This is a genomic window from Bosea sp. ANAM02 (genome assembly GCF_011764485.1).
Lineage (GTDB): Bacteria > Pseudomonadota > Alphaproteobacteria > Rhizobiales > Beijerinckiaceae > Allobosea.
On sequence record NZ_AP022848.1, the window covers coordinates 3350514 to 3373781 of the forward strand.

Genomic DNA, 23268 nt, shown 5'->3' on the forward strand with positions numbered 1-23268 from the left:
ACCCGAGCGGCAGGCTTACCCACGGACTGGACAACGGGGCATCATCGCCCCGTTGTCCAGAAAACAACGCGGTCGCCTTAAGAGTAAATCAAGCCGCATCTGCGCAGAGTGCTTCCACTGCTTTGCCGTGGGAGTCCTCATGCTGCGTAACCTGACCCGGATGCCGGCGGAAATGTCGTCGGAGTCGCGCCGGCAGCTTCTGCATGCCGTCACGGATCTCTTCCTGCTCGACCACGACCCCAACGAGGCCGCCAAGGAGCATTACGGCGAGATCGCAGCCGGTTCGCTCGGCCATCTCGGTGACGAGGACCGCAAGGGCTATGCCGAGCGCGTCGCCGCGATGCCGACCCTGCCGCATAACGTCGCCGTCACGCTCGGCGGCGACAACAATGCCGAGGTCGCCCGCCTCGTTCTGTCGCTCTCCCCGGTCCTGACCGATACCGACCTCGCCGCCATCGCCGTCACCCAGTCGCAGCAACACCTCGTCGCCATCGCCGAGCGCGCGCGCCTGTCCGAAAGCGTCACCGACATCCTCGTCGAGCGCGGCGACCAGAAAGTGCTGCATACCGTCAGCGCCAACGGAGGCGCCGCCTTCTCGGATCGCGGCTTCGACAAGCTTCTCGAACGCGGCGAGGGCGATGCCGCCATCACCGGTGCGCTGGCCCGCCGCTCCGACCTCGCGCCGAACCGGGCCCAGCGCGTGCTGCGCATCGTCGAGCAGTTCTCCGACGGCGGCAGCGCCGCCCCCGCTACGGAAGCCAATGTCTCGCTTGCCCGGCAGGCGCGCCAGCAGCGCCTCGAAGTCAAGCTGCTGCTTTCCGATCTGGCCGCCAAGGTGCGCGAGGTCGACGATGTACTGACCATGCTGGCCGACGAGGACCGCGCCTATCACCTCTCGCAGGTGCTCTCCGAGATCGCCGGCATCTCGATCGAGCAGGCGCTGCGCGTGCTGATGCAGCGCGACTCCAGTGGCATCGCCGTCGCCTGCCGCTCGCTCGGCATCGGCGCCACAGCCTTCCGCGCCATCCTGCAATTGCGGGCACGGCGGCTCTATTTCTCCTCCCGCGACGTCGACGACGATGTCGATGCCTATGCCAAGCTCGATCTCGCGACGGCGGAACGGACCCTGCGCTTCCTCAAGCTCAGGACGAAGATCGCCTGAGGATCTGCCTGGAGACATCCGCGCAGCCCTCATCCTGATTGCCCGACTGGAACCTCCAGCCCTCATCCTGAGGAGCTGCGAAGCGGCGTCTCGAAGGATGTTCAGGAGGCTCCCGAACCATCTGGAGCATCCTTCGAGACGCGCTCTCCGAGCGCTCCTCAGGATGAGGGCTTCCGGACAGCGTCCAAGCCGCGGTGAGCTCCCGCGCCACAAAACCGCGACATTCGCCCCGCTCCATGCTAGCTTCCGATGAGGCGCGCTGTCGCGAGGATGCTGTCGACGTGAGATTTCCGCTTCTTTCCGCCGCGACGCTCGCTACCCTGCTCGGTGCGGGCACGTCGGCGCAGGCTCAAGCCTTCCTGCCGCTTTCCGGCTTCGCGCCGCTGCCCTCCTTCGCCTGGGACCAGCCCAGCCTCTCGCCGAAATGGGAGGGCTCCTACGCCCGGATCTCCTCGGGCTTCCAGGTCACCAGTTCGAAGCATATGCGCACCAGCGCCGGCCCGACGATCGGGCTGGAAGCCGGGACGATGCGGCGCGAGGGCAACTTCGTCTACGGCGTCGCCGGCACGATCGACTACATGCCGGCCATCGGCGGCTACGGCTACCCAAGCTTCGGCAATGTCGCCTATACGCGCGACTTCGCCGGCGCCTTCAAGGTCAAGGCCGGCGTGCTGGTGACGCCGGACGTGCTGCTCTACACGACGGTGGGATTGAGCGCGGCCAACGAGACATGGCGGTTCGGCGCCACCGATTTCTCCTCGCCCTTCAGCCGCAGCAGCATCGCCGTGCGTCCCGAGGCCAGGGCCGGCGTCCAGTGGGCCGTGACCGACAAGATCACGATCGGTCTCGAAGCCGGCATCATCGGACGGGAAATCCGCTGAGTATCTGATTCAGGCGGTTGCGGGACTGATTCCGGTTTTTCCGGCAAGCCGTTGATCTGGCATGAAATGCTCGGGTCAAGCCCGAGCATGACGCGCGTCTTTTCCCTCATCCTCCGAATGTATTGCTCTTCGGGAAGCCCTTGGGCGGCAGGCGGCCGGCTTCAGCGCGGTGGCCGAGCCATTCGAGGAGATCGGCCTGCGTCACCGTCCAGGTCCGGCCGGACGTGTCGAGCCAGGTCAGGCCGTCCGCGAGGTTGAAGGTCCTGGCGTCGGAGAGGCCGCCATCCTTGTAGCGCTGCAGGCGCACGCCCTTGCCGCGGCCCATCTCGGCCACTTCCGAGATCGGGAAACAGAGCAATTTGCGGTTCTCGCCGATGATCGCGACATGATCGCCATCGGCCGGCACCGCCAGCCTCGCGACATGCGTGCCGTCGACATTGAGGACCTGTCGGCCCTTGCGCGTGTTGGCGACGACATCGTCGGCCGGCGCGACGAAGCCCCTGCCCTCGCTCGTCACCATCAGCAGCTTGGAGCCCGGCTTGTAGGGGAAGGCCGAGACGATCTCGGCCGTCTCCTCCAGTTCGATCATCAGGCGGATCGGATCGCCGAAACCGCGCCCACCGGGCAGCTTCGACGCATCCAGCGTGAAGATCTTGCCGTTCGACGCGAGCACCAGCACCTTCGCCGTCGTCTCGGTGAAGAAGGCCGTCTGGAGGGCATCGTCGCCCTTGAAGGAGAAGCTCGACTTGTCCTGGACATGGCCCTTCAAGGCCCTGATCCAGCCCTTCTTCGAGATCACGACCGTGATCGGCTCGCGCTCGACCATGGCCTGGGTCAGGTCGAGATCGGCGGTTTCCGGCATATCGGCAAAATCGGTGCGGCGCTTGCCGATCGCCGTTTCCGGGCCGAAGGTCTTCTTCACCTGCCGGATGTCCCAGGCGATCGTCTTCCACTGCGTCGCCTCGGAGCCGAGCAGGGTCTCGATCTGCTCCTTCTCCTTGGTCAGTTCGTCGAGCTCGGTCTTGAGCTGCATCTCCTCGAGCTTGCGGAGCGCCCGCAGGCGCGTGTCGAGGATCGCGTTGGCCTGGACCTCGGTAAGGTCGAAGACCTTCATCAGTTCGATCTTCGGCTCGTCCTCCTCGCGGATGATTTTGATCACCCGGTCGAGATCGAGATAGACGATCAGCAGGCCGCGCAGGATTTCGAGGCGCTTGTCGATCTGGCCGAGCCGGAAGCGCGAGCGCCGCTGCAGAACCTCGCGGCGATGGTCCAGCCAGGCGCGCAGGGCCTCGGCGAGACCGAGCACGCGCGGCACCAGCCCGCCGGTCAGCACGTTCATGTTCATGGAGATGCGTGCTTCCAGCTCCGAGAGCCGGAAGAGCGATTCCATCATCAGGATGGGATCGACATTACGGGCGCGCGGCTCGATGACGATGCGGATGTCCTCAGCGGATTCATCGCGCAGGTCGGCGACCAGCGGCAGCTTCTTGTCGTTGAGGAGTTCGGCGATCTTCTCGATCAGCCGGCCCTTCGAGACCATGTAGGGGATCTCGGTGACGACCGCGAGCCAGGTGCCGCGGCCCTGATCCTCGACATGCCAGCGCGCGCGGGTGCGGAAGGCGCCGCGCCCGGTGCGATAGGTCTCCGCCATCGACGCGCGGGTCTCGACGATGATGCCGCCGGTCGGGAAATCCGGACCGGGCACGAAGGTCATGAGCTGCTCGGAGGAGGTCTCCGGATGCTGGATCAGGTAGAGGGCGGCGTCGCACAGCTCGGCCGCGTTGTGCGGCGGGATCGAGGTCGCCATGCCGACCGCGATGCCCTGCGAGCCGTTGGCCAGCAGGTTCGGGAAGGCGGCGGGGAGCACGACCGGCTCCTCGTCCTCGCCGTTATAGGTCTCGCGGAAATCGACCGCGTCCTCGTCGATCCCGTCGAGGAGCAGGCGCGCGACCTCGGTCATGCGCGCTTCGGTATAGCGGTAGGCGGCGGCGTTATCGCCGTCGATATTGCCGAAATTGCCCTGCCCGTCGACGAGCGGGTAACGCTGGGCGAAATCCTGCGCGAGGCGCACCAGCGCGTCGTAGACCGACTGGTCGCCATGCGGGTGGAACTTGCCGATGACGTCGCCGACGATGCGGGCGCATTTCTTGTGGACCTGGCCGGGGTCGAGCCGGAGCAGCCGCATGGCGTGCAGGATGCGCCGGTGGACCGGCTTCAGACCGTCGCGCGCATCCGGCAGGGCGCGATGCATGATGGTGGAGAGCGCATAGGCGAGATAGCGCTCTTCGAGCGCCGATTTCAGATCGATGCGCTCGGCTTCATCTTCCGGCGGCGGATCGACCGGTTTGCCCATGCTGCGTCAGCCCTCGTCTCGTCGAATTTTCGCGCGGCTTCTATGGCACGTCGCGAATCGGCCCGCCAGAACAATGCAGGTACGAAGCCCCCCGCGCAAACGCAGGGAGCGCGTTTGCGCGCTTAGGCGGTGGATGATTCGGCCGGCGGCGCATTCGCCGCGGCCCGTGTCGCCATTTCGACCAGCCGCGCCCGCTCCGGCGGCTCGCGCAGGCCGCGGGGATCGAGGATATGGCGGCGCAGGAAAAAGCCCGTCAGGGCAAAGCCCGAGAGGATATCGGCCGGGGACGGACGCCGCCCGCCCTGCCCCTCGACGAGGAAGGATGGCAGCTTCAGCAGGCGGTCGAGATAAGGCTCGGCCGCGCGCCGGCTGACCGCCTTGCCGGATTTCGGCGAGACATGGCTGAGATCATCGGGCGAGCCGGTGACGGCGCAACGCGCGAGGTCGAGCCCGAAGCCCAGCTCGGTCAGCATCGCCAATTCGAAGCGGATGATCAGGGCCGGCGCCATCTCCGCTTCGTCGAGATGGGCGACGAGGACGGAAAGGCCTTCGTAAAGGCCGGGATGCGGATCGCGCTCCGGCAGGAGGCGCAGCAGCCCGGCGATGGTGCCGAGCCCGTAGAGCGCGACCGGCGCGGCGATCAGGCGTGCGGCATGGGAGGTCAGCAGTTCGACCTTGTATTCGCCGAGATGTTCGTCCAGCCGGGCACGCCAGGTCAGCGAGACGCTATTTCCAGGCTGGAGCGAGGCCTGCGCCTTGGACGAGCGCCCGCCCCTAACGAGGCCAAGATGGCGGCCGTGCTCGCGCGTCATCGCCTCCAGGATCACGGCGCTCTCGCCATGAGCCTTGAGGCCGATGATCGTGCCCTCGTCGGTCCATTCCATGAGGAGGGTTTAAGGCGCGAGGGGCGCCGCCGCAATTTCAGGCGCGAGTTTCCAGCCACCGGACGATTGCTCGTTTTGCTGGGCTCCCGCTCTTGTTTGGAAGCGCGGGCATCCCGGACGCAGCGAAGCGGAGATCCGGGATCCATTCCGGAACCTTTGTCGGCGGCGTTCCGGAATGGATCCCGGGTCTCCCTTCGGTCGCCCGGGATGACGACGCGGTTGGCGAGGGGTGGCGCGGCTTCACGCCACATATTGCGCGATGCCGCCGCCGAAGGACCAGTCCTCGCGCTTGACCTCGACGAGGTTGATGAAGATGTCGTCCGGCTTCAGGCCGGGCTCCTTCATCAGGTTCTCGGCGATCGCGGCATAGAGCTTCTTCTTCTGCGTGACGCCGCGCGTATTGGCGACCGTGAGCTGGATGATCACCAGTCCGGCGCTGCGGTTGAAACCGAAATAGTTGGCGTCGAAGACGAACTCGTCGGCGTCATGCTGGTGAACGACGGCGAAGAGATCCTTCTCCGGCACCTCGAAGGTCTCGCGCAGCGCCTTGTAGACGCCGTCGACGATGGCGGCCGGCTCGGAAGCCGGGCGGCCGCGGCGCATGGAAATCCTGATCAAGGGCATGGTCTGTCTCCGTGTCGAGGCGCAGCCGCGCCTGTCGAACCGAAACATAGGTCGCTCCGAACAATATGAAAACTGCATCTATGATGATATCAATGATATGATATCATGATTTATGAGCACCCTGGACATCGATGCCGTCGCCTCCTTCCTGCGCGCGGCCGAGCTGAAAAGCTTTACACGCGCCGCCGAGGCGCTCGGCACGACGCAATCACTGGTCAGCACGCGCGTGAAGCGGCTGGAGGACGGGCTCGGCCGGCTGCTGCTGCAGCGCCATCCGCGGCTGGTCCGGCTGACGGCCGAGGGCGAGCGCTTCCTGCCGGCCGCCCGGGAGTTGCTGGCCGCACATGGCAAGGCGCTCGCGGCTTTCGCAGTCGCGCCTGAGCATATCGCCGTCGGTATCAGCGAACAGGCTGTCGGCGCCGAGATCCCGGCGGTGCTGGCGCGGCTGACGGCACATGATCCCGGCATCGTCATCAACCTCAGGATCGAGCCGTCGCGGATGCTGGAAGAGGCGTTCGAGCGCGGCGAGCTCGACGTGGCGATCGTCCGCCGGCTCGCGGCAGGACGCACCGGGGAAGTGCTGCGCCACGATCCGGTCGGCTGGTTCGCGGCGCCCAATCTTCTGCGACGGGCTGATGCGCCCGTGCCGCTGGTCAGCCTCGTCGCCGAGTGCCGCTTGCGCCGGCACAGCATGGACACCCTCGACCGCGCCGGCATCCGGTGGCGCGAGGCCTTCGTCGGTGGTGGCATGGCGGCGGTCGCAGCCGCCGTGCAGGTCGGGCTCGGCGTCTCGCCGCTGGCCGCGCGGATCGCGCCGGCGGGCACGGTCGATGTCGGCCCTGCATGGGGCCTGCCCTCGCTCGGCGGATCGCAGGTCGTACTCAGGAGCAATGTCGCGACGCCGCGCGCGGGCGCCTTCGTACGTGAGCTGGCGGCGGCGTTCCGGGGATAAACCCTACGGCGGTGGCGGCGTGCGGGCCGTCGGCGCCAGATCGCACAGGCTTCACCCCCCTTGTCATTCCGGGGCGCGCCGCAGGCGTGAACCCGGAACCCACGACTGGGTGGGACCTTCAATGACGGGCTGCAATTGGCTCACCCCGTCATGGGTTCCGGGTTCTTCGCTACGCGAAGCCCCGGAATGACGGCTGAACTTTGCCCTACCCGACGACGCGCTCCACCCGGCTGATCACGCGCTTCTCGCGCAATTCGCTGATGATGGCCGAGAGGTGCTTGAGATCCCAGACCGTGAGGTCGATGGAGACGTCGGTAAAATCCTGGCTCGGCCGGTTCATCGAGACCGAATCGATGTTGCCGTCATGCTCCGCGATCGTGGTAGTGATCTGGGCAAGCGAGCCGGGCTCGTTGATCGAGGTCAGGGCGATGCGCGCCGGAAAGCGCTGCGGCGCCTTGTCGTCGAGATCCCAGCGGACATCGAGCCAGCGATCCGGCTCGTTGTCGAAAGCGGCAAGCGCCGGCGACTGGATCGGGTAGATCGTCACCCCTTCGCCCGGCGTCAGGATACCGACGATGCGATCGCCAGGCACGGCCCCGCCCTGCGGCGCGAAACGCACCGGCAAATCGCCGCCAAGACCACGGATCGGGATCGCATTGTCCGACGCCTCGCCCGGCAGCTTGAACTTGAGGTTCTCGCCCTGCCGCAGCTCGAACCAGCCCTTGCCATCGGCGGCGGCACCCGGCCTGCCGTCGGACGCCACGCGCTTCTCCGGTTCCATATCCGGATAGACCGCCTTGACCACGTCGCCCGAATACATCTCGCCGCGGCCGACCGCGGCGAGCACGTCGTCGATGGTGTTACGCGCGAGCCGCTTCAGCGCAGCCTTGAGCTTGTCGTCGGAGAAGGCCCGCTCCGCGCGCGAGAAGGCACGCTCGAGAATCTGGCGGCCGAGGCCGGCATATTGGCGGCGCACCGCGACGCGGGTCGCGCGGCGTATCGCGGCGCGGGCCTTGCCGGTGACGACGAGCGATTCCCAGGCGGCCGGCGGCGCCTGCCCGTCGGCGCGGGTGATCTCGACCTCGTCGCCGTTCTGCAACTCGGTGAGGAGCGGCGCGATGCGGCCATTGATCTTGGCGCCGACGGCGCTGTTGCCGACATCGGTATGGACGGCATAGGCGAAATCGATCGGGGTCGCGCCGCGCGGCAGCGCGATCAGACGCCCTTTCGGCGTGAAGCAGAAGACCTGATCGTGAAAGAGCTCGAGCTTGGTATGCTCGAGAAATTCCTCGGGACTGTCACCCTCGTTCAGCAGGTCGACGGTGCGGCGCAGCCATTGATAGGCGCGGCTCTCGTCGGCCAGCCCGATCGGCTCGCCCGCGCGGCCGTCCTTGTAATGCGCATGGGCGGCGATGCCGTATTCGGCGATGCGGTCCATGTTGTCGGTGCGGATCTGCAGTTCAACGCGGCTATGGCCGGGGCCGACGACGGTCGTGTGGATCGACCGGTAGTCGTTCTGCTTGGGCGTCGAGATATAGTCCTTGTAACGGCCCGGCACCATCGGCCAGGTCATATGGACGATCCCGAGCACGCGGTAGCAATCCTCCGGCCTGTCGACGATGACGCGGAAGCCGAAGATGTCTGAAAGCTGCTCGAAGGAGACGGATTTCCGCTCCATCTTCTTCCAGATCGAATAGGGGCGCTTGCGCCGCCCGAAGACCTCGGCCTGGATGCCGCTGGCGGCGAGCTTCTCCTTGAGGTCGGCCTCGATCTCGCCGATGACCTTACCCTCGCGCTCCGTCACCTCCTCCAGCCGCTTGGTCACGGTGGCGTGTGCTTCCGGCTTGATATGGCGGAAGGAAAGCTCCTCCAGTTCCTCGCGCAGTTCCTGCATGCCCATGCGGCCGGCGAGCGGCGCATAGATCTCGATCGTCTCCTCGGCGATGCGCAGGCGCTTCTCGGGCGGGACGAAATGAAGGGTGCGCATGTTGTGCAGGCGATCGGCGAGCTTGACCAGCAGCACCCGGATATCGTCGGCGATGGCGAGCAGCAGCTTGCGGAAATTCTCGCCCTGCGCCGCCTTCTTCGAGACGAGGTCGAGCTTCTTGATCTTGGTGAGGCCGTCGACCAGCCGGCGGATATCCGGCCCGAACATGGTCTCGATCTCTTCCAGCGTCGCGGCCGTGTCCTCGACCGTATCGTGCAGGACCGCGGCGACGATGGTGGCGTCGTCGAGCTTGAGATCGGTGAGGATCGCCGCGACTTCGAGCGGATGCGCGAAGAAAGGATCGCCGGAGGCGCGCTTCTGCGTGCCGTGCGCGCGCATGGCATAGACATAGGCCCGGTTGAGCAAATCCTCGTCGGTATTCGGGTTATAGCTCCTGACCCGGTCGACGAGTTCGTATTGCCGCATCATGCCCATACGGGCCTCAGCCTCATCCTGCGATCATTGCAACGCATTATTATTTGCACAGGCATCGGCGGCAGCAAGGCGTTTTCCGGAAGAGGGCCATGAAAAAAGCCCGGCGCTGCCGGGCTTTACTGGGAAACGGTGAACAATCGATTCACATCCGATTAACGCAGCCTGCTTCCGCCGGGAATCAATCCTCGTCGTCGGCGCTTTCGGTCGGCGGCACGAGGCCGTCGAGGCCGCGCAGCAGATCCTCTTCGCTCATGCGATCGAACTGGACTTCGCTGTCGGGCGTCGAAGCGGTCGCCGGATTGGCGAGCAGCGGCACGGTCTCCTGCTCCGGCTCGTCGACCTCGACATGCTTCTGGAGCGAGTGGATCAGGTCCTCCTTGAGGTCCTCGGGCTTGAGCTTCTCGTCGGCGATCTCGCGGAGTGCGACGACGGGGTTCTTGTCGTTGTCGCGGGGGACGAGGATCGACGAGCCCGACTGGATCATCCGCGCGCGGTGGCTGGCGAGGAGCACCAGCTCGAAGCGGTTCTCGACCTTGTCGATGCAGTCTTCAACGGTAACGCGAGCCATGGCCGGCTTCTTCCGATCTCAGCGATGCAGGGAAATGGATTGAGCACGGCCTTACAGGCAAAGCCGCCGCGATGCAAGAATTTCGCTGGCCGCCGCGCTGCTTCACGCGCCCATGCGGCGCACCATGTCGTCCAGCGTCGGCTCGAACCGGCCCGCGACCTCGCCCCCGCGCGCGCCCATCGCCGGCAGCTCGTGCGGCTGGAGCTGGGCGAAGCGCATGCGCATCGTCGTGGCCACGCCCTCGCCGAAGGCGATCGCCTCGCGATTGCCGATCGAGGACAGGAAGTTGATCGTGCTGGCGGAGGCGTCGGAGATCGCCGAACGGATGATCTGCTGGTCGCGCTCGTTGGCCAGCCGCATCGCGAAAATCGTCGAGCACTGCGACAGGATGGTGGGGTCGAGCTCGCCCGGGCGCTGCGTCACGATGCCGAGATAGGCACCGTATTTGCGGCCTTCCTTGGCGATCCGGGCGAGCGCCTGCCGGGTCGGCGCGAAGCCGAGCTGGGGATCGGAGGGCACGTAGCGATGCGCCTCCTCGCAGAGCACGAGGATCTCGCAGGCGCCCTGGCTGGCAGCCGCCAGATCGAAAGCCAGACGCGACAGCACGGAGGCCACCGCGTTCACCACTTCCGACGGCAGGCCGCCGAGCTGGAAGGCCGTGATCGGCCGACCATGCATCGGAATGCGGAAGACCTGGGACAGGATCGGTGCCACGGTCTCGTACATGTTGGCCCGGCCGAACATGAAGCGATAGCGCGGGTCGGCATGCAGCGCTTCCAGCCGCACCTTGAGCGAGCGCAGGGCCGCACGCGGCCAGCGCTGCTCATGCAGGCCGATCAGCTCGTCGATGACCGCGAAGACGTCCTTGATACGATAAGGCGTCGCGGCATCGGCGGCCCCGCCCTGCTGGGCCTCGGCGGATTGGCGCGAGACGCCGAGGTCGAGCGGACGCTTCAGCAGGCTCGAGCCGAGATCGCGTGCCAGGTCCTGGCCGTTGGGCTGGCGATAGCGCGCGCGCGCCGCCGAGACGACCTCGCGCAGGATGTCCGGTTCGTCATCGAGAGCGGCGCGCCCGCGGAACACGACATCGGCCAGTTCGTCCTGCTTGAACATCCAGAACGGCAGATCAAGGCTCTCGCCGTCGATGGTCAGGGCAAGGTCCGGAAAGGCGCTGGAATACTCGTTATGCGGATCGAGGATGAGCACGCGCAGCCGTGGACGGACCGAGACGGCGCGGCGCAGCAGGAGCGAGACCGCGCTCGACTTACCGACGCCGGTCGTCCCAACCAGTGCGAAATGGCGCGAGAGCATGTCCTGGACGCTGACCGTCGCAGGGATGCTCGCATCCTGCGTGACATGGCCGATCTCGACGCCGGACCGATCGCCGAGATCGTGGACGAGCGCGAGATCCCCGGAGCGGATGCGGTGGGCGATCGCGCCGATGGGCGGAAAGGTGCTGATGCCGCTTTGAAAGCGTACTCGTCCTTCGGCGCTTTCCAGCACCTCGCCGAGGAATTCGACCTCGACCTGGATCGGGTTCTCCTCGGAATCGCTCCAGGCCGGCTCGACGGCGTGCAGCTTGTAGACCAGCGCGACGATGCGGCTCGAACCCAGATTGATCGACACCATCCGGCCAATGGCCCAGGCATCGCCCGCCAGCCAGCCCCCGGTCGAAACCGCGCTGAGAATCGTGGCGCGCGAGCCGTCGCAGGCGATGACGCGCCCCAGCGCCCGCTCGGGCGGCTGGTCTGCCTCGCGCCTGTCGGGCGAAACATCCGTGTGAAAAGCCGCGTTCTTCAGTGGGAGTTGCATCGGCCCCGTGTGAATTCTGCTGTATCGGACGTCGACGCTACGGAGTTTCGGTTACGATTACCTTCACGCTGGCCGGCTATTCCGCTTTATCGAATCGTAACCGTCTGGCTCGCTCCCACACCGATCAGTTTTCGTGAGCCGGGCATCACAATCCCTGCATTGAGCCGATGCGCTGCTTTCGTCTAAGCAGGACGCTAAGAAACAAGGGGATGCATGATGGCCGATCGGCTGCGTTTGGGGGTCAATATCGACCATGTCGCCACGGTGCGAAACGCGCGCGGCGGCGCCCTGCCCGACCCGGTCCGGGCCGCGCATCTCGCCATCGCCGCCGGCGCCGACGGCATCACCGCCCATCTGCGCGAGGACCGGCGCCATATCCGCGACGCCGACATGGAGCGCCTCGCCACAGAACTGACCAAGCCGCTCAATTTCGAGATGGGCGCGACCGAAGAGATGATCGCGCTGGCCGAACGGCTGAAGCCGCATGCGGCATGCCTCGTGCCGGAAAAGCGCGAGGAACGCACCACCGAAGGCGGGCTCGACGTGGTCGGGCAGGAAAGCCATCTCAAGCCCGCGATCGCCCGGTTGAAGGCGGCCGGCTGCCGCGTCTCGCTGTTCATCGAGCCGGACGAGGCGCCGATCGCGATGGCCGCCAAGCTCGGCGCACCGGTGGTCGAACTGCATACCGGAAGCTGGTGCCATGCCGTCCTCGACGGCGAGACCGCGAAGGCCGAGGCGGAATTCCAGCGGCTTGCCGACGGCGCGGCGCTCGGAGCCAGGCTCGGGCTCGAAATGCATGCCGGACACGGTCTCGACTACGACACCGCCCGCACGCTCGCGGCCGTGCCGGCCTTCGTCGAGTTCAATATCGGCCATTTCCTGATCGGCGAGGCCATCTTCATCGGCCTCGAAGAGGCGATCCGCCGGATGCGGCAGGCGATGGACGAGGGGCGGGCGGGCTAGCTGCGCGGGCGTCGCCGCTTTCAGTAGCCTGGCCTCCACCCGGACCAGCTCGGGTGGCAACGATGATCGTGAAAGCGAGCGTCGGGCGCACCGGGAGAACAATCCCAGCGCGGACAAGGTTCGCGAACGCAGCGCATGTTCCGAGGAACGCAAAGATGCCGACTGTGATCTTGAACGGGCATTGCCGCTGCAGGATGAGCGACCAGAATGGTCGCGAGTGTCATGCTTGCAAGCATCGGCTCAGGCGGTTTCCGATCTGAGACATGGGCGAGGACAATCCCTACCGCTTCTCGGCACTGCATGGATTGCAGTCGCCTTTGCGGCCGCCGCCGCGTTTGCCTCCAATTCCCATCGCCTCCAACCTCCTTCTGTGAGCGGCTGCGCCGGCCTCCAATCGTCTGCTTGTCTCGTCTATCTGCTTCTTCCTGGGGCTGTAATGCCCCTGGGCATAACTGGGTGAGCTGGACCACAATGCGATGATTGCGGCGAGCAAAGGCAAGACTGGCATCTTCACTGTTCGATCCTCACAATCGATACCTATGTCGGGGAGATACTATGCCCTCCGACAGGCAATCACGGGACGAGAGTAACGGACGGACACCGACCCCTCATTCCCTATCTGGGGCATGCGAGTCGACTAACGGCTTCTATCCGGACGCGCGGCCCAGGCGCGTCGACCGAGACGTCACGTTTCCGTTTTTTGGCCCCATGCTTTAGACCCCTCGGATGATCCTCGGTATCGGCTCCGACCTCTGCGACATCCGCCGCATCGAGCGCTCGCTCGAACGCTTCGGCGAGCGCTTCACCCAGCGTGTCTTCACCGAGGGCGAGCGGACGAAATCGGACCGCCGCGCCACCCGCGCCGCGTCCTATGCCCGCCGCTTCGCCGCCAAGGAGGCCTGCTCGAAGGCGCTCGGCACCGGCATGAGCCACGGCGTGTTCTGGCGCGACATGGAGGTGGTCAACCTGCCGGGCGGGCGTCCGACCATGCGGTTGACCGGCGGCGCAGCGGCCCGATTGAAGGCCATGACACCGCCGGGCCACGAGCCCTTCGTCCATGTCTCGCTGACGGACGACCCACCGCTGGCCCAGGCCTTCGTGGTGATCGAGGCCCGGCCGATAACCTGAGGCACCTCGCTCGTTCCCCTGCTACCAAAGCAGCGTACTCCAGATCGTCACGCTCGCCCCTGTGGCGAGCATCCACGTCTTGAACACCGCATGGTACGAGGGAAGGCGTGGATCGTCGGGACAAGCCCGACCATGACGCAATATGCGTCGTACTCATCGTTCCGGGCGCACTCCTCCGGCGCGGCCTGGAACGATGATGCCAGCGCTTCGACTCAACGGCCGGTGACCTGACCTTCCGGCTCGTCGCTCAGCCAGCGATAGATCACGCCGCCGAGCACGCCGCCGATCAGCGGCGCCACCCAGAACAGCCAGAGCTGCTGCAGGGCCCAGCCGCCGACGAAGAGCGCCGGGCCGGTGCTGCGGGCCGGGTTCACCGAGGTGTTGGTAACCGGGATGCTGACGAGATGGATCAGGCAGAGCCCGAGGCCGATCGCGAGCGGAGCGAAGCCGGCCGGCGCCTTGCCATGGGTCGAGCCCATGATGATGAAGAGGAACATCATGGTCATCACGACTTCCATCAGGAAGGCCGAGACGAGATTGTACTTGCCGGGCGAGTGCTCTGCATAGCCGTTCGAGGCGAAGCCGCCGGCCAAATCGAAGCCCGGCGCGCCGCTGGCGATGAGATAGAGGACGCCGGCGGCCACGACGGCGCCGACGACCTGCGCGACAATATAAGGAACGACCTGTCCCGCCGGGAAGCGCCCGCCGGCCGCGAGGCCGACCGTCACGGCCGGGTTGAGATGGCAGCCGGAGATATGGCCGATCGCATAGGCCATCGTCACGACGGTGAGGCCGAAGGCCAGCGAAACGCCAAGCAACCCGATACCGACATTCGGAAATCCTGCTGCGATCACCGCGCTGCCGCAACCTGCAAAGGTCAACCAGAACGTGCCGATGGCTTCGGCCGCTAATTTTTTCGTGCTCATGAGTGATTCCCCCAGTGTCGCGCGACTGTGATGCTTTTGGCTAAAATTGGGGCAGTCAATCTGTCGCAGGCGCCAAAACCGCCCTTGTCTCGCCATCTTCCGATCCGGAAGTCCCGCGCGACCCTTCTCCGTTATTTCTCGGCGCCCCTCCCCTTGCCGCTCTTGCGCGTTGTCGCAGACGCGATAGTCGGATAGACCGCGCGCTGGATCGCAGTCTCAGGAGCGCCCGCGTGGCCAACGACGTCGACAGCAAAAGCAAGGCGGCCAAGGATGAAGGCGGCGTTCTCGAGACGATCAAGGTCGTCGTCCAGGCACTGCTGATCGCGCTGGTCATTCGTACCCTGCTGTTCCAACCCTTCAACATCCCCTCGGGCTCGCTGATCCCGACGCTGCTGATCGGCGACTACCTGTTCGTGTCGAAATACACCTATGGCTATTCCAAGCATTCGATCCCGTTCAGCCCGCCGCTGTTCTCAGGCCGGGTCTGGGCGGCCGAACCCAAGCGCGGCGACATCGCCGTGTTCAAGCTGCCGAGCGACAATTCGACCGACTATATCAAGCGCGTCATCGGCCTGCCGGGTGACCGCATCCAGATGATCGACGGCATCCTGCACATCAACAACCAGCCGGTGAAGCGCGAGCGCATCGCCGACTACGTGACCGCCGACAACTGGGGCCGCAGCGTGCCCACGATCCAGTATCGCGAGACGCTGCCCAACGGCGTCAGCCACCAGATCATCGAGCGCGAGGGCGATACCGGCACCTTCGACAACACGCAGGTCTTCACGGTACCGCCCGGCCATTTCTTCATGATGGGCGACAACCGCGACAACTCTCTCGATTCGCGCGACCGCAGCGTCGGCTTCGTGCCCTTCGAGAATTTCGTCGGCCGCGCCGAGATCATCTTCTTCTCGATCGAGGACGGCGCCTCGGCCTGGAAGATCTGGGAATGGCCCTATACGGTTCGCTGGAACCGTCTGTTCAGCACCATCAAGTGAGCAAGGCGGGCGAAAGCGGGCGAAAGGCCCCGGATACCGCGCGGCTCGAAGCCGCGCTCGGGCACCGCTTCGCGGACCCTAGCCTGCTCGCCACCGCGCTGACCCATATGAGCGCCGAGGATTCGCGCCTCGCCAGCTACCAGCGCCTCGAATTCCTCGGCGACCGCGTGCTCGGCCTGTCGGTCGCCGAATTGCTGTTCCGGCAGTTCCCGCAGTCGGAGGAAGGCAATCTCTCGCGCCGGCTCGCCGATCTCGTGCGCAAGGAGACCTGCGCCGAGGTCGCTCAGGGCTGGAATCTCGGCCAGTTCATGCGGCTCGGCGAGGGCGAGATCCTCGGCGGCGCCCGCAAGAACAAGGCGATCCTGGCCGATGCCTGCGAAGCGATCATCGGCGCCGTCTTCATCGACGGCGGCTACGAGGCGGCGCGCGCGCTGGTCGAACGCGCTTTTGGAGAGCGCATGCTGAAGCCAGTCCGGCCCTTGCGCGACGCCAAGACCGTGCTGCAGGAATGGGCGCAAGGGCGGGGCTATCCGACGCCGACCTATAGCGAGCGCGGCCGGTCCGGCCCCGATCACGCGCCGGTCTTTGTCGTCGCCGCCAGGATCACGGGGCTCAACGACGCCGAGGCGCGCGGCCCCTCCAAGCGGCTGGCCGAGCAGGCCGCGGCCGAAGCCTTCCTGAGACGCGAGGGCCTGTGGAACGACAACCCGGAAAGCGAAAATGTCTGAAACCGATCAAGCCACGCGCTGCGGCTTCGTCGCGCTGATCGGCGCGCCGAATGCCGGCAAGTCGACGCTGCTCAACCAGCTCGTCGGCGCCAAGATCTCGATCGTCTCGCGCAAGGTGCAGACGACGCGCACGCAGGTGCGCGGCATCGCGCTCTCGGGCACGGCGCAGATCATCTTCGTCGACACGCCCGGCATCTTCGCGCCCAAGCGCCGGCTCGACCGCGCGATGGTGACGAGCGCCTGGGGCGGCGCTACAGATGCCGACCTGATCGGCGTGCTGGTCGACGTCGCGCGCTTCGACCATGAGGAGAACACCGCGCTGTTCGAAAAGCTCGCCGAGCTGAAGCAGCCGAAATTCCTGATCCTCAACAAGATCGACACGGTGCCGAAGGAGAAGCTGCTCGAAATCACCGCCAAGGTGAACGAGCGCGGCAGCTTCGAGACGACCTTCATGGTCGCGGCGCTGACCGGCTACGGCGTCAAGGACATCCTGGCCTGGCTGGAGAAGCGCCTGCCGCTTGGCCCCTGGCTCTACCCGGAAGACCAGATCTCGGACGCGCCGCTGCGCTTCCTCGCCGCCGAGATCACCCGCGAGAAGATGTTCGAGCGGCTGCATGACGAACTGCCCTATCGCTCGACCGTCGAGACCGAGAGCTGGCAGCAGAAGCCCGATGGCTCGGTCCGCATCGAGCAGACGATCTATGTCGAGCGCGAGGGCCAGCGGAAGATCGTGCTCGGCGAAGGCGGCCAGACGATCAAGGCGATCGGCCAGAGGGCGCGCATCGAGATCGCGGAGGCGGCCGAGGCCAAGGTCCATCTCTTCCTGTTCGTGAAGGTGCGCGAGAACTGGAGCGACGATCCGGAGCGCTACCGCGAGATGGGGCTGGAATTCCCGAAGGGCAAAGGCTGAGCGCCTCAAGCCGGCCGTTTTCCGACCTTTGACTCCGTAAGCTCTCGTCCTGAGGAGCCGCGCAGCGGCGTCTCGAAGGATGCTCCAGATATCCGGAGCTTGCTGAAGCATCCTTCGAAATGCGTCCGAAGGCGCTCGTCAGGATGAGGGCTGTGGATTGGAATTCAGGACATGCGCAGCGAGAAGGACAAGATGCTGGCCGGCGAGCTTTACCGCGCCGACAGCCCAGAGCTCATCGACGACAACCGTCGCATCAGCGCCTGGATGGAGCGGCTAAACGCGACCGGTGCGACGCCCGAAGCACGGCTGGAGCTCATGCGGGAGGCCTTCGGTTATGTCGGGCGCGGCGTCGTCATCCGCCCGCCCTTCCATTGCGACTACGGCTACAACATCAGCCTGGGCGACGGCGTCTTCCTGAACTTCAACTGCATCATCCTCGACGTCGTCGCGGTCACGATCGGCGACGGCACGCAGATCGGCCCCGGCGTGCAGATCCTGACCGCCGACCACCCCCGCGACCCGGCCCAGCGCCGGCAGATGCTGGAATTCGGACGGCCTGTCAGCATCGGGCGCAATGTCTGGATCGGCGGCGGCGCGATCATCCTGCCCGGCGTCATGATCGGCGACGACGCCATTATCGGCGCACGCAGCGTGGTCACGCGCGACGTGCCTGCCGAGGGCACCGCGGTGGGCAATCCCGCGCGCTTGCGGCCCTGACGCAGAGGGCTGTCGCGCTGCGTCAAGGTGACACGGACACCCCTTGTAACTTGTCAAATTTCAGTCGTGAAACGACATTGTTCGAACGCGTTTTACATCCATTTTGACGCCTAAAGATATTTCAGCAGGAGTGATTGCCATGAGCGCCGCACCGCGCATCGCGCTGTTTATCGATGGCGCCAATCTCTACGCCACTTCGAAGCAGCTCGGCTTCGACATGGACTACCGGCGCCTGCTGCGGGAATTCCAGGGGCGTGGCAACCTGATCCGCGCCTTCTATTTCACCACGCTGGTCGAGAGCGAGGAGTATTCCTCGATCCGGCCGCTGGTCGACTGGCTCGACTACAACGGCTACCGGGTGATCACCAAGGCGGCGAAGGAGTTCACCGACGCCACCGGCCGGCGCCGGATCAAGGGCAACATGGACATCGAGCTGGCGATCGAGATGCTCGAGCTCGCTGCGCATCTCGACCAGATCTACCTGTTCTCCGGCGACGGCGATTTCCGGCCGCTGGTCGAAGCCGTGCAGCGCAAGGGCGTGAAGGTCTCGGTGGTCTCGACGATCTCGACCAACCCGCCCATGGTCTCGGACGAATTGCGGCGCCAGTGCGACGAGTTCGTCGATCTCGCCCAGCTCATGCAGAAGATCGGCCGCGATCCGGCCGAGCGCGCCAGCCGCAGCGGTTCTGCTGGAGCGCCGGGCGCGCCTGGCAACCCGTCATTGGAGCGTCGCTACGGCATCCGCCAGGGCGACGAGCCGGCGGAGGGGTAGGCGAAGCCTGCTTCCAGCAGCGCGCGGGATCCCCTCTCCTGTAAGGAGAGGGGTAGGGGTGAGGTGTCGGCCGTTCGCAGGAAAGAGCGATGGTATCGGAGCAGCAGAGCTTCGCCAAACAACTTCGGCAGCGGGCGACCAAGCCGGAGGATGTCCTCTGGGAACTGGTGAGAGGTCGCCGGATTGATGGCCTCAAGTTCCGCCGGCAAGTGCCTCTTCTGGCCTATACCGTTGACTTCCTCTGTTTCGAGCGCAAGCTGATCATCGAGATCGACGGCCGCCAGCATCTGGCGGATCGAGACTATGATGCAGCGAGAACAGCCGAGATCGAACGCCACGGCTTCGTGCTTATCCGGTTCCGCAATGAAGAGGTTTTGAACGATCGCGATGCCGTCGTCGCGAGGATTCGGGCTGCCGCTGGAGTCTCCTGAGGGCAGAGATCGTGTAAGGGCAGAGATCGTGCCGCCTCACTGGTCCAGGGGCCTACACCTTACCCCTGCCCCTCTCCTTACAGGAGAGGGGTTCCCCGCGCCTTCTTCTGAAACCGGTGTTCACCCACCCGTCTTCAGCAGGCGCTGCTTGTCGCGGTTCCAGTCGCGGGTCTTCTCGGTCTCGCGCTTATCGTGGAGCTTCTTGCCGCGGCCGAGGCCGAGCTCGATCTTCGCCCGGCCCTTCTCGTTGAAATAGACCTTCAGCGGAATGACGGTGTAGCCCTCGCGCTGGATCGCGCCCATCAGCTTGTGGATCTGGCGGCGATGCAGCAGCAGCTTCCGCGGGCGGCGGACTTCGTGGTTGAAGCGGTTCGCTTCGAGATATTCGGGGATATAGGAGTTGAAGAGCCAGAGCTCGTCGCCCATCGGGCCGGCATAGCTCTCCCCGATCGTCGCGCGGCCACCGCGCAACGACTTGACCTCCGTGCCCTGCAGGGCAAGGCCGGCCTCGATCGTCTCCTTGATCTCGTAATTGAAGCGCGCCTTGCGGTTATCCGCCGCAAGGCGATAGCGCTCCGGATCGGGTTTCTTCATGCCGTTCCGCTGAATCCATCTTGTCCGACCGGCATCGTCAGCGCTTGAGAATCCGATTCGGGATCGGCGCCCAAGCCTCTGGAAAGGCCGGCCTTATCATTCTCTCACTTGCCGCTATCGGCAAGCGAATGACCGCGCCTGTCGGCGCGGTCACCTATCCTATTTAGGCATTCAACAGCCCGGCGAAAACCATGGCCTCGCGAATGACTTTGCCGGTCGCCGGGGTCACCGGCATCAAGGGCAGGCGCACCTCCTCCTCGATGCGGCCAAGCAGCGTCAGGCCATGCTTGGCCCCGGCAAGGCCGGGCTCCTTGAAGATCGCGTCATGGAGCGGCACCAAACGGTCCTGCACCTTCAGCGCGCTGGCATAGTCGCCCTTCTGGACAGCTTCCATCAGGTCGGCACAGAGGCGCGGCGCGACATTGGCGACGACCGAGATGCAGCCATGGCCACCGGCCGCCATATAGGCGAGCGCGGTCATGTCCTCGCCGGAGAGCTGGATGAAATCCGGCCCCATGGCATGGCGCTGCTGCGAGACGCGGGCGAGATTGGCCGTCGCATCCTTCACGCCGGCGATGTTCTTGAGTTCATAGAGCCGCGTCATCGTCTCGACCGACATGTCCACCACCGAGCGCGGCGGGATGTTGTAGATGATGATCGGAATGCCGATCGCATCGTTCACCGCCTTGAAGTGCTGGTACAGGCCCTCCTGGGTCGGCCTGTTGTAATAGGGCGTGACCACGAGCACGGCATCGGCGCCGGCCTTTTCGGCATGGACCGCGAGGTCGATCGCCTCGATCGTGTTGTTCGAGCCGGCGCCGGCGATGACCGGGACGCGGCCCTTGTTCTGGTCGATGACGATCTCGACGACGCGCTTGTGCTCGTCATGCGACAGGGTCGGGCTCTCGCCGGTGGTGCCGACGGGCACGAGCCCGGTCGAGCCGTTCCCGATCTGCCATTCGACCAGCGCACGCAGCGCCTGCTCGTCGACCTTGCCGGATTTGAACGGCGTGACCAGAGCGGGCATCGAGCCGGTGAAGGCAATGTGCTTGGTCATGGGACGATCCTGGGACGAAAACGCGGGTTGCGGGGCCGCCACACATAAACCGTCGTCTCGCCAAGGCAAAGCCGGCAAGTCATGAAAATGCGTGGCCTCATAGTTAAGCTTTCATAAACCGCCATCCCCGACCATCGACAGATATCGGCCCCAGACCGCATGCCCGCTGCCGGGCGAAGTGGCGCTCTGGTTCCGTGTCCAGCATCGGAGCCGCGCCATGGCCTCGCCTGCCGCCGCGAGGAGACTGATCTGCCTGCTGCTGCCCGCCCTGCTCTCGGCGTCATCGACGCTGGCAGGCGATGACGGCATGCTCGCGACCCAGCGCAAACTCGCCATGCTCGGCGATGTCGAGGCCACGGGCGCGCTGCCCTACCCCGCCAATGCGCTGCGTGGCGATGACGACGTCAATATGCAGGCCGTTAAGGCCGCGGTCGCCGCGTACCGACGCGGCGCGCTCGCCGAGGGCGACGATCTCGCCGCCCGGATCGACGACCGCTCGACACGATCCCTGCTCGAATGGGTGGCGATCCATACCAATGCCGGTGCGGTGCGCTTCCTGCGCATCGATGCCTTCCTGCGCGAGCACCCGAACTATCCGGCCACAACCCGTTTTCGACGCCGCGCGGAGGAGGCGCTGATCGCCGAGAAGAAGAGTCCGGCGATCGTGCGCGCCTTCTTCCATGGCCAGCAGCCGGTCTCGCCGGCCGGACGGATCGCGCTGGCCGTTGCGCTCAAGGATGAAGGCAAGGCCGAGGAAGCCAACTCCCTCATCCGCCAGAGCTGGCGGAAGGACCTGTTCGGCCAGTCGCTGGAGAAGATCGCGCTCGCCGCCTTCGCGGACGTCTTGAGCAAGGACGACCATCGCCTGCGCGCCGAGCGCTTCCTGTTTCGCGAGAGCAGCGCGGCGGCCTTGCGCAACGCGGCTCGCGTCTCGGCCGACTATGTCGTGCTGGCGAAGGCTCGGCTGGCCAGCGCCAGGGCGCGCCGGCCGATCTCCGAGAAACTGATCGCAGCCGTGCCAGCCTCGCTGCGCGGCGATATCTCCTTCGCGTTCCTGCAGGCGCAGCAGGCGCGCCGCGGCGACAGGCTCGACGATGCCGTGAAGGCGCTGGCCGCGATCCCGCGCGATCCCGCCCTGCTCGGCGACGGCGATGGCTGGTGGGAGGAGCGGCGCATCATCGCGCGCAAGCTGCTCGATGCCGGCCAGCCCCAGAAGGCCTACGAGGTCTCCTCCGGCCATGGCGCCGAGGATGCGGCCGAGCGGATCGAGGCCGAATGGCATGCGGGATTTCTGGCGCTGCGCTTTCTCAGGAAGCCGGATGTGGCGCTCAAGCATTTCGATGCCGCCGCCGGTATCGCCGAGACGCCGATCTCGGTCGCGCGCGCCGCCTATTGGCAGGGCCGCGCTTATGAGGCTCTCGGCAGGACCGACGAAGCCAGGGCCGCCTTCGGCAAGGCGGCGGAACACCCGGTCGCCTATTACGGGCAGTTGGCGCGTGCGAAACTCGGCTTCTCCGATCTGCCGCTGCGGCGCAGTGTTGCCGCCGGACTGGAGACGCTGCCCGGCCATCGCGCCATGCGGCTGCTCTACCGTATCGGCGAGCGCAACCTCGCCACGCTGATGCTGAACGATCTCGCGCGACGCCTGCACACGACCGAGGCCCTGGAGGCGATTGCCGCCATCGCCCGGCACGAAACCGATGCGCGCGTACAGGTCGGCATCGGCAAGGCCGCGCTGCAGCGCGGTTTCCCGCTCGACATGGCGGCCTATCCGGTCGACGGCATCCCGGATTTCGACGTGCTCGGCGACCCGATGGAGCGGGCCATCGTCCACGCCATCGCCCGGCAGGAGAGCGCTTTCGATCCGACCGCGATGTCCCATGCCGGCGCGCGCGGGCTGATGCAGATGATGCCGGCGACGGCGCGCGAGACGGCAAGGCGCGCCGGGCTGCCTTTCGACTGGCAGAAGCTGGGGCAGGACCCGCTTTATGCGGCGCGGATGGGCGCGGCCCATCTCAACGACCTGCTCAAGGAATGGCGCGGTTCCTACATCCTGACCTTCGCCGCCTATAATGCCGGCTCGCCCAATGTGAAGAAATGGATCGCCGCCTATGGCGATCCTCGCGATCCCGAAGTCGATGCGGTCGACTGGGTCGAGCGCATCCCGTTTTCCGAGACACGCAACTACGTCCAGCGCGTCATGGAGAACCTGCAGGTCTATCGCGAGCGGCTGAACCAGCGCACAGCCTATCTGATCGACCACGACCTGAAGCGCGGGGGCAAGCAGGATTAGCGCGGCGCGACATTGTCGTCGCAACGCCGTCCGGGTGCGCAGCGACGCGTCGAAGACGGCTCGCCCAGCCTGAGCAGCCCTGGCCGGGGCCGG

At 65.8% G+C, this 23268-nt stretch carries 21 protein-coding genes; 12 read left to right on the forward strand and 9 right to left on the reverse strand.

The features are described 5' to 3' along the window. The first annotated feature begins 139 nt into the window (after window positions 1-139). Window positions 140-1162: a DUF2336 domain-containing protein gene (locus OCUBac02_RS16135; protein ID WP_173047011.1), complete on the forward strand. Its 1023-nt coding sequence runs from the start codon at window positions 140-142 to the stop codon at window positions 1160-1162. Window positions 1163-1443: 281 nt separating this feature from the next. Next, a complete protein-coding gene (locus tag OCUBac02_RS16140; RefSeq protein ID WP_173047013.1) occupies window positions 1444-2043 on the forward strand; it encodes an outer membrane protein in 600 nt (199 codons plus the stop codon). Between the two features lie 106 nt (window positions 2044-2149). Here the strand turns inward: OCUBac02_RS16140 and parC are convergent, their stop codons facing one another. The 3 genes from parC to OCUBac02_RS16155 all read right to left on the reverse strand — a co-directional run bounded on the left by parC (window position 2150) and on the right by OCUBac02_RS16155 (window position 5904). Next, window positions 2150-4396, reverse strand: a complete 2247-nt coding sequence (parC, locus tag OCUBac02_RS16145) for a DNA topoisomerase IV subunit A (RefSeq protein ID WP_173047015.1) — start codon at window positions 4394-4396, stop codon at window positions 2150-2152. A gap of 122 nt (window positions 4397-4518) precedes the next feature. After that, window positions 4519-5280, reverse strand: coding sequence for a DNA repair protein RecO (recO, locus tag OCUBac02_RS16150; protein WP_173047017.1), 762 nt, complete (start codon window positions 5278-5280; stop codon window positions 4519-4521). A gap of 240 nt (window positions 5281-5520) precedes the next feature. After that, window positions 5521-5904: a tautomerase family protein gene (locus tag OCUBac02_RS16155; protein ID WP_047582381.1), complete on the reverse strand. Its 384-nt coding sequence runs from the start codon at window positions 5902-5904 to the stop codon at window positions 5521-5523. 112 nt (window positions 5905-6016) lie between these two features. Between OCUBac02_RS16155 and OCUBac02_RS16160 the strand changes: the two genes are divergently transcribed. Further along, window positions 6017-6856: a LysR family transcriptional regulator gene (locus OCUBac02_RS16160; protein ID WP_173047019.1), complete on the forward strand. Its 840-nt coding sequence runs from the start codon at window positions 6017-6019 to the stop codon at window positions 6854-6856. A gap of 205 nt (window positions 6857-7061) precedes the next feature. Here OCUBac02_RS16160 and OCUBac02_RS16165 read toward each other — a convergent pair whose 3' ends face one another. From OCUBac02_RS16165 to OCUBac02_RS16175, 3 genes are all read right to left on the reverse strand, one after another. Continuing rightward, window positions 7062-9272 (reverse strand): RelA/SpoT family protein, encoded by a 2211-nt coding sequence (locus OCUBac02_RS16165; RefSeq protein ID WP_173047021.1) that lies wholly within the window; start codon window positions 9270-9272, stop codon window positions 7062-7064. 184 nt (window positions 9273-9456) lie between these two features. Next, the gene (gene rpoZ, locus OCUBac02_RS16170; protein WP_047580699.1) at window positions 9457-9846 is read right to left on the reverse strand and encodes a DNA-directed RNA polymerase subunit omega; all 390 of its coding nucleotides are present in this window, start codon (window positions 9844-9846) and stop codon (window positions 9457-9459) included. 102 nt (window positions 9847-9948) lie between these two features. Beyond that, window positions 9949-11658, reverse strand: a complete 1710-nt coding sequence (locus OCUBac02_RS16175; protein ID WP_173047023.1) for an ATP-binding protein — start codon at window positions 11656-11658, stop codon at window positions 9949-9951. 213 nt (window positions 11659-11871) lie between these two features. On the opposite strand from OCUBac02_RS16175, the gene OCUBac02_RS16180 reads away from it, so the two are divergent. Further along, window positions 11872-12621, forward strand: coding sequence for a pyridoxine 5'-phosphate synthase (locus tag OCUBac02_RS16180; protein ID WP_173047025.1), 750 nt, complete (start codon window positions 11872-11874; stop codon window positions 12619-12621). 726 nt (window positions 12622-13347) lie between these two features. After that, on the forward strand, window positions 13348-13749 hold the full coding sequence (gene acpS, locus OCUBac02_RS16185) for a holo-ACP synthase (RefSeq protein WP_173047027.1): 402 nt from the start codon (window positions 13348-13350) through the stop codon (window positions 13747-13749). A gap of 212 nt (window positions 13750-13961) precedes the next feature. Here the strand turns inward: acpS and aqpZ are convergent, their stop codons facing one another. After that, window positions 13962-14675, reverse strand: a complete 714-nt coding sequence (aqpZ, locus tag OCUBac02_RS16190; RefSeq protein WP_173047029.1) for an aquaporin Z — start codon at window positions 14673-14675, stop codon at window positions 13962-13964. Between the two features lie 230 nt (window positions 14676-14905). On the opposite strand from aqpZ, the gene lepB reads away from it, so the two are divergent. The 6 genes from lepB (at window position 14906) to OCUBac02_RS16220 (ending at window position 19231) form a co-directional block, all read left to right on the forward strand. After that, window positions 14906-15673, forward strand: coding sequence for a signal peptidase I (gene lepB / locus OCUBac02_RS16195; protein WP_052232407.1), 768 nt, complete (start codon window positions 14906-14908; stop codon window positions 15671-15673). Then, window positions 15670-16401 carry a ribonuclease III gene (gene rnc, locus OCUBac02_RS16200; protein ID WP_244638959.1) on the forward strand — a complete coding sequence of 244 codons (732 nt, stop codon included), beginning with the start codon at window positions 15670-15672 and terminating at the stop codon, window positions 16399-16401. Before lepB ends, rnc begins: the two co-directional genes overlap by 4 nt. Continuing rightward, window positions 16394-17311, forward strand: coding sequence for a GTPase Era (era, locus tag OCUBac02_RS16205; protein ID WP_173047033.1), 918 nt, complete (start codon window positions 16394-16396; stop codon window positions 17309-17311). Before rnc ends, era begins: the two co-directional genes overlap by 8 nt. Before the next feature lie 171 nt (window positions 17312-17482). After that, window positions 17483-18028 (forward strand): sugar O-acetyltransferase, encoded by a 546-nt coding sequence (locus OCUBac02_RS16210; RefSeq protein ID WP_173047035.1) that lies wholly within the window; start codon window positions 17483-17485, stop codon window positions 18026-18028. Between the two features lie 139 nt (window positions 18029-18167). Next, window positions 18168-18800 carry a LabA-like NYN domain-containing protein gene (locus tag OCUBac02_RS16215; protein ID WP_047580143.1) on the forward strand — a complete coding sequence of 211 codons (633 nt, stop codon included), beginning with the start codon at window positions 18168-18170 and terminating at the stop codon, window positions 18798-18800. Between the two features lie 89 nt (window positions 18801-18889). Further along, window positions 18890-19231 (forward strand): endonuclease domain-containing protein, encoded by a 342-nt coding sequence (locus tag OCUBac02_RS16220; protein WP_173047037.1) that lies wholly within the window; start codon window positions 18890-18892, stop codon window positions 19229-19231. Between the two features lie 120 nt (window positions 19232-19351). Here the strand turns inward: OCUBac02_RS16220 and smpB are convergent, their stop codons facing one another. After that, the gene (gene smpB / locus OCUBac02_RS16225) at window positions 19352-19825 is read right to left on the reverse strand and encodes an SsrA-binding protein SmpB (RefSeq protein WP_047580144.1); all 474 of its coding nucleotides are present in this window, start codon (window positions 19823-19825) and stop codon (window positions 19352-19354) included. Between the two features lie 163 nt (window positions 19826-19988). Then, window positions 19989-20882: a 4-hydroxy-tetrahydrodipicolinate synthase gene (gene dapA, locus OCUBac02_RS16230; protein ID WP_173047039.1), complete on the reverse strand. Its 894-nt coding sequence runs from the start codon at window positions 20880-20882 to the stop codon at window positions 19989-19991. Window positions 20883-21099: 217 nt separating this feature from the next. On the opposite strand from dapA, the gene OCUBac02_RS16235 reads away from it, so the two are divergent. Continuing rightward, window positions 21100-23175, forward strand: coding sequence for a lytic transglycosylase domain-containing protein (locus OCUBac02_RS16235; RefSeq protein ID WP_173047041.1), 2076 nt, complete (start codon window positions 21100-21102; stop codon window positions 23173-23175). Window positions 23176-23268 lie beyond the last annotated feature (93 nt).